Source organism: Erythrobacter sp. (assembly GCF_023653175.1).
Lineage (GTDB): Bacteria > Pseudomonadota > Alphaproteobacteria > Sphingomonadales > Sphingomonadaceae > Erythrobacter.
In genome coordinates this window covers 1-14,167 of the sequence record NZ_JAMNXL010000094.1, presented here as the reverse complement: position 1 = coordinate 14,167, position 14,167 = coordinate 1, and the positions used below count along the sequence as shown (strand labels likewise).

Here is a 14,167-nt window from a genome sequence, read left to right as displayed (position 1 = left end):
GGAAGGCTTTTTTGCTTTTATGCTGTGTCTCATTGTCTCCAACACGGGAGCACCGGTCACCCCTTCAGCGCGCGGGCCAGCGCCACGAACTCGGCGACGCTGACGGTCTCCGCCCGCCGCGTCTCGTCGATGCCGAGCTGGCCAAGGGCTGCGAGCGCGCCGGGGACACCCTTGAGGCTCTGGCGCAACATCTTGCGGCGCTGGCCGAAGGCTGCCTCGGTGAGGCGTTCGAGGGTGCGGGCGCTGACGCCCTCTGGCATGGCGGCAGGCGTAACATGGACGATCGCGCTCATCACCTTAGGCGGCGGGGTAAAGGCGCTGCGGTGGACCTTCATCGCGAGGCGCGCTTCGGAGCGCCACTGGGCGAGCACGGCGAGGCGGCCGTAGGCGTCCTCGCCCGCCGCCGCCACGATCCGGTCGGCGACCTCGCGCTGGAACATCAGGGTGAGCGACTGCCACAGCGGCGGCCAACTCTCTCCGCCGAGCCAGCGCACGAACAGCGCGGTGCCGACGTTGTAGGGGAGGTTGGAGAGGACGTGGAAGGGCTCGCCCTCCATGAGCGCGGCGTGGTCGAGCTTCAGTGCATCGCCTTCGATTACAGTGAGTTGATCAGGGAAGCTCTCGCCCAATTCAGCCAGCGCTGGCAGGCAGCGGCGGTCCATCTCGATCGCGGTCACCCGCGCGCCCGCTCGCAGCAGCGCGCGGGTCAGCCCGCCGGGCCCGGGGCCGACTTCGAGCACGCGCTGGCCCGCGAGATCGCCCGGCAGCGCGGCGATGCGGGCGAGGAGCTGTTCGTCGAGAAGGAAGTTCTGCCCCAGCGCCTTGGAGGCGGCGAGGTTGTGGCGCGCGATGACCTCGCGGATCGGGGGAAGGTCAGGCGCGCCGTCAGCCATCGGCGGCGGCCCGTGCGGCGGCCATCTCGCCCGCCATCACCAGCGCGGCGGCCATGGCTCCGGGGTCGGCCACGCCTTGTCCTGCGATGTCGTAGGCGGTGCCGTGGTCGGGGGAGGTGCGGATGATCGGCAGCCCGAGCGTGACGTTGACCCCCTGGTCGAACTCCAGCGCTTTCAAGGGGATGAGCGCCTGGTCGTGGTACATGCACAGCGCCGCGTCATACCCGGCGCGGGCGCGGGGGGTGAACAGCGCGTCGCCGGGGACGGGGCCGAAAGCTGCGATCCCCTCGGCTTGCAGGGCGGCGATGGCAGGGGCGATGATGCGCGCCTCTTCGTCGCCGAATTGCCCGCCTTCGCCTGCGTGCGGGTTCAAGGCCGCTATCGCAAGTCTCGGCTCCACCACGTTGAAATCGCGGCGCAATCCTTCCGCCACGATGCGCGCCTTGTGGGTGATCAGCTCCACCGAGAGCAACCCAGACACCTCGGCCAGCGCGACGTGGACGGTGAGCGGCACGGTGCGCAAGGAGGGCCCCGCCAGCATCATCACCGCATCGCGATAGGGCCTGCCGCAGGCGTCGGCGAGGAACTCTGTCTGGCCGGGGTAGTCCCAGCCGATCGCGGCCAGCGCGCCTTTGGAAACCGGCGCGGTGACCAGCCCCGCGGCGACGCCCGAGAGCGCGAATTTCGTGCCCCATTGCAGCGAAGCGAGTGCCAACCGGGCACCAACGGCATCGGGATGACCGGGTGACAACATGCCATCGAGCCCGGCAAGAACCGGCAACCCGGCGGCATGGGCAAACAGCGCCTCGGCAGGATCGGCGATGGGCACGATCGGGCAGTCGATGCGCAGGGCTTCGGCGCAGGCCCGCAGCAGTTCCGGCCCGCCGACCACGAAGGAAGGCGGCGCGCGGCGCTCGGCCCTGAGCCGCGCCCAGGCCCCGAGGATCACCTCGGGGCCTATGCCCGCCGGATCACCGAGCGATATCGCAAGGGGTGCAGCCAGCGGCGTCAATTGTACTCGATATAGGCGTCATTGCGCAGGTCGCGCAGCAGGCGCTGGGCCTGCTTGTTCACCCGGTCGTCCTCGATCTGCTTCATCACCGCCTGGAAGGTCGGCGCGCCCGCATCCTTGGGATCGTCCCGGCCGCACAGCATCAGCACACGCACGCCTTCCTGAATGCCGCCGAAGGGCGGGGTGGCCTGGCCGATCTGGAGCTGGAGCACCACGTCGCGCAGCTGCGGCGGCAGGCTCGCGGCCTTGATCTGGTCGTTGGAAATCACCTCGGCCCCGATCTTTGCCGCGCCCGCCTCGACATCGGCGCAGCCGCGCAAAGCACTCAGGTACTGGCCGAATTCGTCAACCTTGGCCTCGGCCTGTTCCTGGGTCACGCCGGGAGGGAAAGCGATCGAGATCTGCTTGAGGCTCAGCAGCGCCTCGGCCGGATCGGCCATCAGCACCTGGCGCTTGTTGATGAGATAGATGATCGAAAAGCCGCCGGGGATCTCGATCGGGCCCTGGAGCTGGCCGGGCTGCATCGTGCGCACCGCCGCGGCAAGCTGCGGAGGCAGCTGGCCGACGCGCACCCAGCCGAGATCGCCGCCGACGACCTGCGTGCTCGCTTCGGAATATTGCCGCGCATAGGCGACGAAGCTGCCGCCCTGCTGCAATTGCTGCATGATCGCCTGCGCGTTCTGAAGCACCGCCGCGCGATTCTCGGTGGTCGCCGAAAGGTAGATCTCGCCCAGCCGGTATTCATCGGTGCCCTTGGCCTCGTTCATCCGCTTGAGCGTCTCGTTGACCTCTTCGGCCGAGATGTTGACGCGGGGCATGACGTTGCGGCGCAGCAGGTTCTCCCACGCCACTTCGCCCTCGATCTGGCGCTTGAGCGAGGAAGCCGAGGAGCCGATCGATTCCAGATAGGCGTCCATCTTCTTGGGATCGCCGCCGAAATTCTGCGCGGCGAGCTGCTGGTAGGTCTCCTCGACCTCCTCGCGCTTGACCTCGAGCTCGTCGGCCTCGGCGGCCTGGATCTTGAGCGTCTCGTCGATCAGGTTGCGCAGCACCTGGACGCGCAGGCGCAGCATCTCGTCCTCGGGGATCGGCGCCTCCGACGCCGCCGTCACCAGCGCCACGCGCTGGTCGATGTCGGTGCCGGTGATGACGAAGCCGTTGACGATCGCGGTGGCGGTGCGCTTGTCCGGGTCGGCCTTGCCGAACAGGGTGATGTCCTCGGGCAGGCCGAAGGGATTGTCAGCGGTCGGCACGGCAACGGTCTGCGCAGCCGCGGCCATCGGCGCGGCGGCAAGGCCGAGCATCGCCGCGCCCGCCAGCGCGGTTCCGGTCTTGGCAAAGAGCGTCTTGGAAAACAGCTTCACACTCACTCGTTCATTCCCGCCTTGTGGCTATCGCATCGCGTGCGGATCGCACCCGTTGCTGCGCCGATGCCGTGCACCGGCTGAATGGAAGCTGAGTCCGCGCCCGATCCCGAGGGTGCGGCCAGCCAGTTTCGGGCGCTTCCTTAACGCCATTTGCGCGCCCTGCCAATTCTTGCAGGCAATTCGTGCAGGCTCGGCGGAAACCCGGGTTCCGCCCCCTATGTTTAGCGGAACCCAAGGTTCCGCAGGGCGAAGAAGATCTGGAACGCATTGCCGCGCCGCGCGTCGCCCGCGTCGATGAAGTCGCGCCGCCAGGTTGCGCCGAATTCGATGCAATCGTCCGAATAGGCGACGCCGAAGCGCGTGCGGATCGGCTGGAAGCCGTCGGGCTGGAACACCGGGTCTTCCTCGCGATCGGTGAGGTTGAACACTCCCGAGCCGAACATCGACCACTTGCGCCCGATCGCCACGCGCGCGGCGGCGCGCAGCTCCTCGCGGTCACGCAGGTCTTCCACCGTCGAGATGTCGCGGTTCAGCCGCAGATAGCCGACCTCGACATAGGTCCGCCGCGAGCCGATGGTCGCGTCGACCTCGTTGCGGCGGATCGCGAGACCGTCCTTGTCGAGCCGGAAGCGGTGGGTGAATTGCACCAGATTGCGGAAGCGCACCTCGGTGCGGCCGACGAAATCGGTGACTCGCTCCGAAAGCCCCGTCCCTTCGGGGAACAGGCCGTCGCGCGGCGCTTGCAATCGGAAGGACTGGCCGATGGTGGTCTTGATCCGCCAGCCGGGGCGCTGCAATTCCCAGTCGACCCCCCAGGTGAGGCGGCTGCCGTCCTCGACCCGGTCGTAGCCGGGGAAGCGGTTCAATGCGAAGAGGTTCGAATCCTCGAGATCGATTGCGCGCGCATCCTCGTTGGGAACGGCAAGGTTGCGGATGCGCGGGGATGCGACGAGTTGCAGGCGCGGTTTGAACACCTGCGTGCCGCCGAAAGCCTCCCCGACGAAGGGCCATTCGATGTCGAGCGCGGCGGTGGCGATGCCGCGCGTGGTCCAGCCCTCGGTGCCGCGATAGGCGAGCGTGGTGGTCGCGAGGCTGTTGTTGGTGTTGTAGACATCGCCGCGCACCAGCGCCGTCAGGGTCACGACCTGACCGAGCGGGGTGAGGCGCTTCAGATCCCACTGCGCGCCCGCAAAGGCGCGCTGGGTGTCCTGCCCCTGGTTGCGCAGCAGCGCGAGACTGTTCGCCTGCACCATCAGGTCGCCGCCAAGGATCCTGTCGCCGATCTTCTGGCGGTAGTCGATGGCGGGCAGCGCCAGCGGCACCTGGCCCTGATCGGCATTCAGCCGCAGCGTCTGCGTCGCCCAGCCGGCGATCGAGAAATAGGACCGATCGGTGATGCGCTCGAGATTGATGGTCGAGCGCAGCCGGTCATCACGGCTGATGTCGTAGCGGCGCAGGAAGGTGCGGTCGCTGGAGAGGCGGATCGAGCCGGTCAGGCTCCAGTCGGGCGAGAACTGGAACCGGCCATTGGCATCAAGGTAGCCGCGCGGATCGGTGCGCAGGCTCTGCCCGCCCACGAAGTCGGTCGCGCGGTCGGAGAAGGTGGCGTAGCCGGTGACCTGATAGGCGCCCTTTTCGGTGAGGTGCCGCCACTTGGCGCTCGCCATCGGGGCGACGTTGGAGAAGACATAGGCGCCCAGCGTCAGATCGGCATTGTCGGCCATGTGCCAGTAATATTCGCCGCTGAGTTCCAGCCCGTTGACCTGCGTGATGCGGACATCGGGGACGAGAAAGCCCGAGGCGCCCTTGCCGTCGGTCCGAAGGCCGAGGCCCGGCAATGGCAGGATGCGCGCGCCGAACAGTTCGAGCATCGCGCCCGAGAAGCGGATCTCGTTGGCCTGCTGATCATAGATGACGCGCCGTGCAGTGATCCGCCAGCTCGGTTCCTTGGCGCAGCCGTCTTCGCCGACCACCGGGCAGGCGGTGTAGGCGGCATCGGTGAGCACTGCGACACCGTCGGCGCCGCGTTCCGCCGAGCGTGCGGCGAGCCGGCCCCCGGCGCGCAGGGCGATGAGGAGCTCGCTCATTGCGCCGGTGTCGAATTCCTCGGTGAGTTCGACCTGATCGGTGAACAGCTGGTTGCCCGCTTCATCGACAAGCCGGATATTGCCGCTGGCGATGATCCGGCCCGACTTGCGGTCCCACATCACCTCGTCGGCGCGCACCGAGCGGTCTTCGGAGCGCAGGATCACATCGCCGCGCGCGGTGACGGTGTCGGTCTGGTCGTTGTAGCTGAGTTCGCGCGCCTCGAAGTCGATTTTTCGCGGGGCTTCGTTGCCGGCGGCAGCGGGGGGCGGAACGCTCGAGGCCTCCTGCGCGGCGAGCGGCGCGGCGGCGAGGCCGAGCGCAAGGCTGAGCGCGATACGCGACACCGCACCCTGCGCCGGGAAGCGCGGGGCAGGGCGCGCTGGGTAGCGCGGTGCGTCTTGCAAGCCTCCCGACATGGCCTTGCCTATTGCACCGCTCGCGCTTAATCGCAATCGCCATTACGGCCCGCCCGCGCGCGGTCTGCCGCAACCCGGCGGCGTCCCGACAAGCCCCGGTGCAGCAGTGTCTTTTGGCAAGTGTCCTTCGGAGTATCCATGCAGATCCATCTCACCGCCGCCGCACCTTCCGACATCCGCTTGGCTGCGCGGGTGGTGAACCAGGGGCAGGCGCTGGCCGGGCTCGATCCGGCGCTGGTCGAGGGCGCGGCGGCGAGCCGGTTCTCGGGCCGCGCGGGCCAGGCGTTCGAGGGCTTTGCGAGCATGGACGGCGCGGTCAAGCGCATCGCCATCGCCGGGCTTGGCGAGGCAGGCAGCGCCGAACGCCGCGTGAATTGCGAGCGCGCCGGCGCTGCGCTGACCGCCAAGTATCTCGTCTCGGGCGAGACCGCGATGGTGCTGGATCTTGGCGGCGCGGGGCTCACGGCCGACGATGCCGCCGCCGTGCTGCTGGGTCTGCGCCTGCGCGCCTGGCGCCATGACGCCTACCGCACGCGCCTTGCCGCCGACAAGCGCCCCTCGCTTGCCGCCGTCCATGTGGTGAACGCGCCCGAGGGCACTGCTGCGGCGTGGGAGCGCGAAGCCGCGCTGGCGAAGGGGGTCGAGTTCACCCGCGCCCTCGTCACGGAGCCTGCCAACATCATCTACCCCGAGAGCTTCGTCGCCGCCTGCCGCACCGCCTTCGAGGGAACCGGGGTCGAGATCACCGTGCTTGGCGAGGCGGAGATGACGGCGCTCGGCATGGGCGCGCTGATCGGGGTCGGGCAGGGCTCGGCGCGCGAATCGCAGCTGCTTGCGATCCGCTGGAATGGCGGGGCGGCGGGCGAGAAGCCCACGGTCTTCGTCGGCAAGGGCGTGACCTTCGACACCGGCGGCATCTCGCTGAAGCCGCCGCCGGGGATGGAGGACATGAAGTGGGACATGGGCGGAGCAGGCGCCGTCGCGGGCGCGATGCTGGCGCTGGCGAGCCGCAAGGCCAAGGCCAATGTCATCGGCGTCATGGGCCTCGTCGAGAACATGCCCGATGCCGCCGCGCAGCGCCCGGGCGATGTTGTCACCACCATGAGCGGCCAGACGGTCGAGGTGCTCAACACCGACGCCGAGGGCCGGCTGGTGCTTTGCGACGCGCTCCACTGGGCGCAGGAGCAGTATGATGCGGCGCGGATCGTCGACCTCGCCACGCTGACCGGCGCGATGATCATCAGCCTCGGCAACGAATATGGCGGGATGTTCGCCAATGACGACACGCTGGCCGAACAGCTTGCCGCAGCGGGCCTCGCCAGCGGCGACAAGCTGTGGCGGATGCCGCTCGGCCCCAATTACGACAAGCTGATCGATTCGCCGATCGCCGACATCAAGAACGTCGGCCCGCGCGAGGCTGGCTCGATCACCGCCGCGCAGTTTCTCCAGCGCTTCATCAAGGACGGCACCCCCTGGGCGCACCTCGATATCGCCGGCATGGTGTGGTCGCAAAAGCCCGGCCACACCTGGGAAAAGGGCGCGACCGGCTATGGCGTGCGCCTGCTCGACCAGTTCGTGCGGGATGTGGTCGAAGGCTAGTGTGAGCGCCTCATGCCGAAAATGAGGCGGAAATCCGATTTGCCCACCAAGACCTGCCTCGCTTGCGGGCTGCCCTTCGCATGGCGCAAGAAGTGGGAGCGGGATTGGGACAATGTGAAATATTGTTCCGACCGCTGCCGCAGGACGAGGCCCGCATCATGAAACTCGATTTCTGGCAGGTCACCGACGATCCGGTCGAGAAGGTCGTGGCGCTCATCGCCCGGCGCGTGCTGGGCGAGGGCGAGCGGGTGCTGGTGGTCGCTGCCGACACCGAACAGCGCGCCGCCATCGCCCGCGCGCTGTGGGAGGCGGGGCCGGAGAGCTTTCTGGCGAATGGCGAGGCAGACAGCCCCGGCGCGGATCGCCAGCCGATCCTCCTTGCCCCCGAGCCCGACCCGGCCAACGGCGCGAGCCACGTGATCCTTGCCGACGGCACCTTCCGCGAATGCACAGGCTTTGCGCGCGTGTTCCTGCTCTTCCCCCCCGACCTCGCCCCCGCCGCGCGGCAGGCATGGCGCGCGGTGGATGGGCGCGAGGGGCTGGAGCGCGCCTATTTCGCGCAGGAAGCCGGGCGCTGGGTCAAGAAGGGCTGAGCCCTTGCCCGAATCCGCCTGATGGGAGATGCTGCCTCTCGCGTTGATCAGCGGGGGACAGGCGATGAAGCAGGCGGCACTTGTGATGGTGGGCGGCGCGGCGCTGATGCTGGCGGCGTGCGGATCTGAAACCTCGGGCGAATTCAAGACCGAGAATGGCAAGGATGCCGAATACACCATCGACAAGGAAACCGGCGAGACCAGCATGACCATCACGGACGAGGATGGCGAGGCCTCGTTGCGGGCGGGCGCGAATGTGCCTGTCAGCCTGCCCGACGGCTTCACGCTGTTTCCCGGATCCAAGGTCGTCAACAACGCGGTGGTCAACCAGCCCGACGGGCAGGGGACGATGATCACCTTCGAATCCGATGCCCCGGCCGACAAGGTCGTCGCCCATTACCGCGACGCCGCCAAGGCCGCCGGGTTCGACATCCAGCTCGAGATGAACACCAATGGCACCCAGATGGTTGCAGGGGAGCGCAAGGCGGACAGCGCAACCGTGTCGGTCACCGCCACGCCGGGCGAGAGCGGGAGCGTGACCACCGGCCAGATCATCATCGCCACCAAGAAGGGCGGCTGAACCGGCCTCAGCCTTCGGCGAGCACGATGTCCCAGCGGTAGCGGTCGGCCTCGGCCTGCTGCTGCTGGGCCATCGCCGTCACCGCATCCTCGCCGAGCTGATTGTAGAGCGCGTCCTTCGAGTTGGTGGTGTGATCCTCGGTGAAATACATCTGGGTGATGAGGCGCACCTGCCGACCCTTGATGTCGAAGTGGATGTGCGGCGTGCGGTGGCCGATGGGGCTGTCATAGCCCGAGGGCTTGATGGTGCGGAGCCGCCACTCGCCGCTCGGCCCGGTCATCAGCCTGGCGAAGCCCTGGAAATTGGGATCGAGCGGCGCAGTCGCGACATCGCCCGGATGGGCATAGCGCCCGGCGGCATTGCACTGCCACAGCTCGAGCGCGGCGCCGCGTACCGGATTGCCCTTGCGGTCGAGCACGCGCCCCGTGACCTCGATCACCCGCCCGAGCGCCCGGGTCTTGCGCCCCTTGATGTAGGTCATGTCGAAATCGTCGTCGCCCGGACGGATGACCGGATAGAACGGCCCGAGCGGGCCTCCTTCGGTCAGCGCGGGCGCCGCCGCGCGGGCGATCCCGCCGCCCACGACAAGCCCTGCCGCACCCAGCGCCGCTCCGGCAAAGCGACGGCGCGAAATTCCGTGATCGTGGTCCATGCTGTTCCCCCCTTGAAGCCCCGGCTGAGAGAATATCACGAGGGTCGCCACTTTGGAACCACATCGGCAGCAACCGCGGCGCACGCACGCTTGCCATTTTGCAGCGCAGCAACTAGGGGCGCGGCCAAAGATCCCCCACAACGAAAAGACGTTCACAGGAGCATATCATGGCGGTCACCCGCACCTTCTCGATCATCAAGCCCGACGCCACCCGCCGCAACCTCACCGGTGCGGTCACCAAGATGCTGGAAGAAGCCGGCCTGCGCGTCGTCGCCTCCAAGCGCATCCACATGACCCGCGAACAGGCCGAAGGCTTCTACGCGGTGCACAAGGAGCGCCCCTTCTTCGGTGAACTCGTCGAATTCATGATGAGCGAGCCGGTGGTGGTGCAGGTGCTCGAGGGCGAGGACGCCGTGACCCGCAACCGCGACATCATGGGCGCGACCAACCCCGAGAACGCCGAACCCGGCACGATCCGCAAGGAACTGGCGCTGTCGATCGGCGAGAACACCGTCCACGGTTCGGACTCGGAAGAAAACGCCGCGATCGAGATCGCGTACTTCTTCAAGCCGGAAGAGATCGTCGGCTAAGTCTTCGCAACTGGCGACAGGCAAAGGGCCGTCCCGCGAGGGGCGGCCCTTTTGCTATCCGGCTTCGGAAAACCGTGCGAGTTGCGCGGCGTGGGCGCGGTGGTGGCCGCCCTCGCTCGCCGCCATGATCTTGCGCATTGCCGCGCGCGCAACGGGGGTGAGGGCAAGGCCGAGATCGGCATAGATGCCGGCGATGGCCGTCTCCCAATCGGCGTTCAGCGCATCGAAGCAGGCGCGCGCGACTGGCCCCTGCCAGCCTTCGAGCGCCTCGGCCATGCGCGCCTCGCGCAGCGCGATCTTGTGCCGCCAGCGGGCCCCGATCGCATCGAGGCAGCAAGTGTCCGACTGCATCGCCATCTGGTTGGCCGCGAGGCTGATCGCGCTCTTGAGCACCGCCTCGTGCTCGCGTGTCGCCAGCACCAGCCGCGCGTCCGGATAGAGGGCGAGGAGCGTCGCCAGATCCTCGGCAAAGGCGGGGACTTTCAGCACGCGGGGGAGACCTGCGAGGCCGCGATGGGCGGCGTCGGTCGCAAGGATGCGCTGAAACTCGCGGTAGACCGGCAGGGGGGAGTGCGCCTCGCTCCACGCCGAATAGGCCGGGATGTGCCACTGGCTCTCGTAGATCGAATGGTGGAGCGCGGCCGAGAGCCACGCCAGCTCCTCCTCGACCGCGGCGGGCGCCATCGGGTGGATCGACTGCATCCACGGATTGAGCAGGCCGAGCATCGCCAGCTCCAGCGCCGCCTTGACGCGGTTCATGCCCAGCGGCGTCGGGACGGGATGATAGGCGTCACAATAGCGGGTGTGCGCGTGTGCCGGATCGGCGGCGAGCAGGGTGTGGATGCGGGTCGTGCCGGAGCGCATATGGCCGATGACGATGATCGGCGGCGCGAGGCGCGTCTCCAGCAGCTCGGGCCGCTCCAGCCACAAGGCCCCGAAGGCGAGGCGGTTCTTCACCATGCGCGAAAGCTGCCCCCAGGCCATCGCCCGGCCCAACGGGTTGAGATCGGCCTCGTCGCCGATGCTGGCGATGAGCCGCCCGAGCCGCTCGCGGAAATCGGCGACGTCCTCCTCGCTGCGCCCGCCATGCTCGGCCGCTTCCGCGCGCGCTCCGTGAGGCTTGGCGGCGAGCGCCCACAGCGCGTCGGCGTCGAGTTCGGGCGGAGGCAGCCAACCGCGCTCCCACGCACGCCCGAGAAAGGCGTTGGCGCGCTCGGCAAGCGGGCCGCGGGCCAGCAGGTGATCGCGGGTCGGGGGCGCCATTAGAATGCGTCCGCCACGTCCATCAGCCGGGTCAGCCGCTTGGGCGCCGCGCCGCGCCAGCTGCGCTCCAGCCATTCGCCGACCGCGTCCCAGTCCACTCCCGGGCGGTTGAGGATGATCCCCACCCACCCGCTCGCGCCGTAATAGGCGGGCTTGAAATAGACCTCGGGCTGACCTTCCACTAGGCTCAGCAACTCGTCCATCCCGCCGGTGCGCACAAGGCAGGCGATGTGCGGGCTGCCGTGATGCTGGTCGGCGAAATAGGCGAAATATTTGCCGCTCTTCTCCCCGCCGACGCGAAAGCCGGGGCTGCCGTGGCTCTCGCGCTCGTCGGTTTCGGGGAGGGCGAGGGCGAGGGCGCGCACCCGTGCGAGCAGCGCCGCCGGATCGCGCCAGCGCGAGACGTAATCGGCCACGGCGCGCGGGTAGAGCTGGTGCTCGGCGAGCTTCACGCGTTCAGCGAGGCTTGCGGGGGTTTCATCGGGCGTGATCGGCACCGCGATCTGGGCCAGCACTTCGCCTCCATCGAGTTCCGGCGTCACCAGATGGACGCTCGTCCCGCCATGGCTGTCGCCCGCCGCGATGGCGCGCGCATGGGTGTCGAGGCCCTTGTAGAGCGGCAGCAGCGAGGGGTGGATATTGAGCATCCGGCCCTCCCACCGCGCAACGAATGCGTCGGAGAGGATGCGCATATAGCCGGCCAGCACGATATATTCGGCCCCCGCCTCGATCACCGCCGCTTCCATCGCCGCGTCATGGGCCTCGCGGGTCATCCCCTTGTGAGGCAGAGCGAAGGTGGCGATCCCCTCAGCCTGCGCCAGCGCGAGGCCTGCCGCGTCAGGATTGTTGCTGGCGACCAGCGCCACCTCGTAGGGGCTATCCGCCATGCGGCTGGCATAGACCAGCGCGGCCATGTTGGTGCCCGCGCCGGAGATGAGGACGGCGATGCGGGCCTTCTCAGCCAAGATGTGTCGCGCTCCAGTCGGACTTGGCCGCCCATGTGCCCCGGCAGCCTTTGACCGTGCAACCGCGCTGGCCTTCGATCACGTTTCCAACGACGCCGAACGCCTCTGGCGTGTCGTGGAGACGATCCATGACAGTCGCAAAATTATCTGATGACACGGCCAGAACCATTCCGACGTCGCAGTTGAAAGTGCGCGCCATCTCCTCAGGCTCGATGGCACCTTGCGCCTGCAAGAAGGCCATGAGGCCGGACTGATCCCATGCCTCGGCATCGATGACCGCGTGTGACCCTTCCGGCAGGATCCGCGGGATATTCTCGAGCAGCCCGCCGCCGGTGATGTGGGCGAGGCCGTTGATCAGGCCATCACGAATAAGCGGCAGCAGGCTCGCCACATAGATGCGCGTGGGTGCCATCAGCGCGTCGATCAGCAATTGTTCCTGATCGAACAGGGCAGGGCGATTCAGCTTCCAGCCCTTGTCCGCCGCCAGACGCCGCACCAGCGAATAGCCATTGGAATGCACGCCCGAGGACGCGAGGCCCAGCAGCACGTCACCCGGCGCGACCTTGTCGCCCGTCAACTGCTCGCCGCGCTCCACCGCGCCGACACAGAAGCCTGCAAGGTCATAGTCGCCGGGCGCATACATCCCCGGCATCTCCGCCGTCTCGCCGCCGATCAGCGCGCAGCCTGCCATCTTGCAGCCTTCCGCAATCCCCGCGATCACCCGCTCGGCGACGCCGTTCTCGAGCTTGCCGGTGGCGAAATAATCGAGGAAGAACAGAGGCTCAGCGCCCTGCACGATCAGGTCGTTGACGCACATCGCGACCAGATCAATGCCGACCGAGTCATGCCGGTCATGCTCGATCGCGAGCTTGAGCTTGGTGCCCACGCCGTCATTCGCGGCCACCAGCAGGGGATCGCTGTAGCCCGCGGCCTTGGGGTCGAAGAACCCGCCGAAGCCGCCCAGCTCGCTCGTCGCGCCGGGGCGGGCGGTGGCCTTCGCCAGCGGGGCGATGGCTCGGACCAGCGCATTGCCCGCAGCGATCGACACGCCCGCATCGGCATAGGTGTAGCCCGAGCCCTGCGGCTTGCTCTCGTTTGTCCCCGAAGTCATGCGCAACGCCATAGCCATTCGCGCTTGGAATTCCACCCGCCTTTGGGCAAAGGGGCAGGGCTTTCCCCATGCGTGCGACGCTTTCCCTTCCTGGCCCGGTGGCCGCACCCTCCCGCGCCCGCCGGCGCTGGCTGGCGGGCGTGCTGCTGACGCTCGGCCTGCTCGGCGGCGGCTTCGCCCTGCTCGCGCAGGTCGCGGGCGAGCGCGGGATCGCGCCCACCGCTGCCAGCGCCGACATCGAGGTCAAGGGCATCAGTGTCGACGTTCAGGGCAAAAGCGCCGAAGACGCGCGCGCCAATGGCTGGCGCGAGGCGCAGCGCAAGGCGTGGGAACAGCTCAAGGGCCCCAAGCTCTCCGACAGCCAGCTTGAAGGCCTCGTCTCGGCGATCGTGATCGAGAAGGAACGGCTCGGCCCCCGGCGCTACATCGCCACATTGGGCGTGGTGTTCGACCGCCAGCGCGCGAGCGGCTATCTTGGCGGGGCGCAGCAGACCGCCCGCTCGGCGCCGCTGCTACTGATCCCGGTGCAGGAGAGCGGTGGGGCCTACATCACATTTGAACAGCGCAACCCCTGGCAGCGCGCCTGGGCCGAGTTCAACCCGGGTGCGAGCCGGATCGATTACGTGCGCCTCTCGGGCGGCGGGGGCGATTCGCTGCTGGTCAATTTCGGCCAGACCGGGCGGCACAGCCGCGGCTGGTGGCGCTCGACCCTCGATCAATACGGCGCGACCGATGTGCTGATGGCCTTCGCCCGGCTAGACCACCAGTTTCCCGGCGGCCCGGTGAGCGGCACCTTCACCGCGCGCTACGGCCCCGACAGTCGCCCGCTCGAGACATTCACTCTCAAGGCCGACAACCCCGACGCCGTGCCCGCCATGCTGGCGCAGGCGGTCGAGCGGATGGACCAGATCTTCACCGCCGCGCTCGCCTCGGGCAAGCTGCGTCCCGACCCGACCCTGAGGCTCGGCGCGGGCGGCGTGATCGATCCGGCGATCCAGCGCCTGATCGAGATCGGCCGCGCGGCGCAGGCGCGAAAGT

General features: G+C 68.3%; 14 protein-coding genes. 6 read left to right on the top strand and 8 right to left on the bottom strand.

Annotation, left to right across the window (positions count from 1 at the left end; all coding sequences use genetic code 11):
- Positions 1–56 precede the first annotated feature (56 nt).
- The 4 genes from rsmA to lptD form a co-directional block, all read right to left on the bottom strand.
- Positions 57–893 carry a 16S rRNA (adenine(1518)-N(6)/adenine(1519)-N(6))-dimethyltransferase RsmA gene (gene rsmA, locus NBV68_RS11435; protein ID WP_296309977.1) on the bottom strand — a complete coding sequence of 279 codons (837 nt, stop codon included), beginning with the start codon at positions 891–893 and terminating at the stop codon, positions 57–59.
- The gene (gene pdxA, locus NBV68_RS11430) at positions 886–1,896 is read right to left on the bottom strand and encodes a 4-hydroxythreonine-4-phosphate dehydrogenase PdxA (protein WP_296309979.1); all 1,011 of its coding nucleotides are present in this window, start codon (positions 1,894–1,896) and stop codon (positions 886–888) included. The genes rsmA and pdxA overlap by 8 nt, the downstream gene beginning before the upstream one ends.
- Before the next feature lie 5 nt (positions 1,897–1,901).
- Positions 1,902–3,275: a peptidylprolyl isomerase gene (locus NBV68_RS11425; protein ID WP_296309976.1), complete on the bottom strand. Its 1,374-nt coding sequence runs from the start codon at positions 3,273–3,275 to the stop codon at positions 1,902–1,904.
- 218 nt (positions 3,276–3,493) lie between these two features.
- Positions 3,494–5,776, bottom strand: coding sequence for an LPS assembly protein LptD (gene lptD / locus NBV68_RS11420; protein ID WP_296309975.1), 2,283 nt, complete (start codon positions 5,774–5,776; stop codon positions 3,494–3,496).
- A 138-nt stretch (positions 5,777–5,914) separates the two neighbouring features.
- Between lptD and NBV68_RS11415 the strand changes: the two genes are divergently transcribed.
- The 4 genes from NBV68_RS11415 (at position 5,915) to NBV68_RS11400 (ending at position 8,548) form a co-directional block, all read left to right on the top strand.
- Positions 5,915–7,375 (top strand): leucyl aminopeptidase, encoded by a 1,461-nt coding sequence (locus tag NBV68_RS11415; RefSeq protein ID WP_296309973.1) that lies wholly within the window; start codon positions 5,915–5,917, stop codon positions 7,373–7,375.
- Between the two features lie 12 nt (positions 7,376–7,387).
- Positions 7,388–7,537 carry a DUF2256 domain-containing protein gene (locus tag NBV68_RS11410; protein ID WP_296309971.1) on the top strand — a complete coding sequence of 50 codons (150 nt, stop codon included), beginning with the start codon at positions 7,388–7,390 and terminating at the stop codon, positions 7,535–7,537.
- A complete protein-coding gene (locus NBV68_RS11405) occupies positions 7,534–7,968 on the top strand; it encodes a DNA polymerase III subunit chi (protein ID WP_296309970.1) in 435 nt (144 codons plus the stop codon). The genes NBV68_RS11410 and NBV68_RS11405 overlap by 4 nt, the downstream gene beginning before the upstream one ends.
- 64 nt (positions 7,969–8,032) lie before the next feature.
- Entirely contained in the window at positions 8,033–8,548 is a 516-nt protein-coding gene (locus NBV68_RS11400) for a hypothetical protein (protein ID WP_296309969.1), read from the top strand.
- A gap of 7 nt (positions 8,549–8,555) precedes the next feature.
- Here NBV68_RS11400 and NBV68_RS11395 read toward each other — a convergent pair whose 3' ends face one another.
- Positions 8,556–9,200, bottom strand: coding sequence for a protocatechuate 3,4-dioxygenase (locus tag NBV68_RS11395; protein WP_296309967.1), 645 nt, complete (start codon positions 9,198–9,200; stop codon positions 8,556–8,558).
- A 167-nt stretch (positions 9,201–9,367) separates the two neighbouring features.
- Between NBV68_RS11395 and ndk the strand changes: the two genes are divergently transcribed.
- The gene (gene ndk / locus NBV68_RS11390; RefSeq protein WP_296309965.1) at positions 9,368–9,790 is read left to right on the top strand and encodes a nucleoside-diphosphate kinase; all 423 of its coding nucleotides are present in this window, start codon (positions 9,368–9,370) and stop codon (positions 9,788–9,790) included.
- 54 nt (positions 9,791–9,844) lie between these two features.
- Here ndk and NBV68_RS11385 read toward each other — a convergent pair whose 3' ends face one another.
- The 3 genes from NBV68_RS11385 to purM are packed head-to-tail and all read right to left on the bottom strand — an operon-like array spanning position 9,845 to position 13,129.
- Positions 9,845–11,053 (bottom strand): sulfotransferase, encoded by a 1,209-nt coding sequence (locus NBV68_RS11385; RefSeq protein WP_296309963.1) that lies wholly within the window; start codon positions 11,051–11,053, stop codon positions 9,845–9,847.
- Positions 11,053–12,018 (bottom strand): phosphoribosylglycinamide formyltransferase, encoded by a 966-nt coding sequence (gene purN / locus NBV68_RS11380; protein WP_296309960.1) that lies wholly within the window; start codon positions 12,016–12,018, stop codon positions 11,053–11,055. The genes NBV68_RS11385 and purN overlap by 1 nt, the downstream gene beginning before the upstream one ends.
- Positions 12,011–13,129 carry a phosphoribosylformylglycinamidine cyclo-ligase gene (gene purM / locus NBV68_RS11375; RefSeq protein WP_296309958.1) on the bottom strand — a complete coding sequence of 373 codons (1,119 nt, stop codon included), beginning with the start codon at positions 13,127–13,129 and terminating at the stop codon, positions 12,011–12,013. The genes purN and purM overlap by 8 nt, the downstream gene beginning before the upstream one ends.
- 68 nt (positions 13,130–13,197) lie before the next feature.
- Between purM and NBV68_RS11370 the strand changes: the two genes are divergently transcribed.
- The coding region (locus tag NBV68_RS11370; RefSeq protein ID WP_296309957.1) for a heavy-metal-associated domain-containing protein at positions 13,198–14,167 on the top strand (970 nt) is incomplete at its 3' end.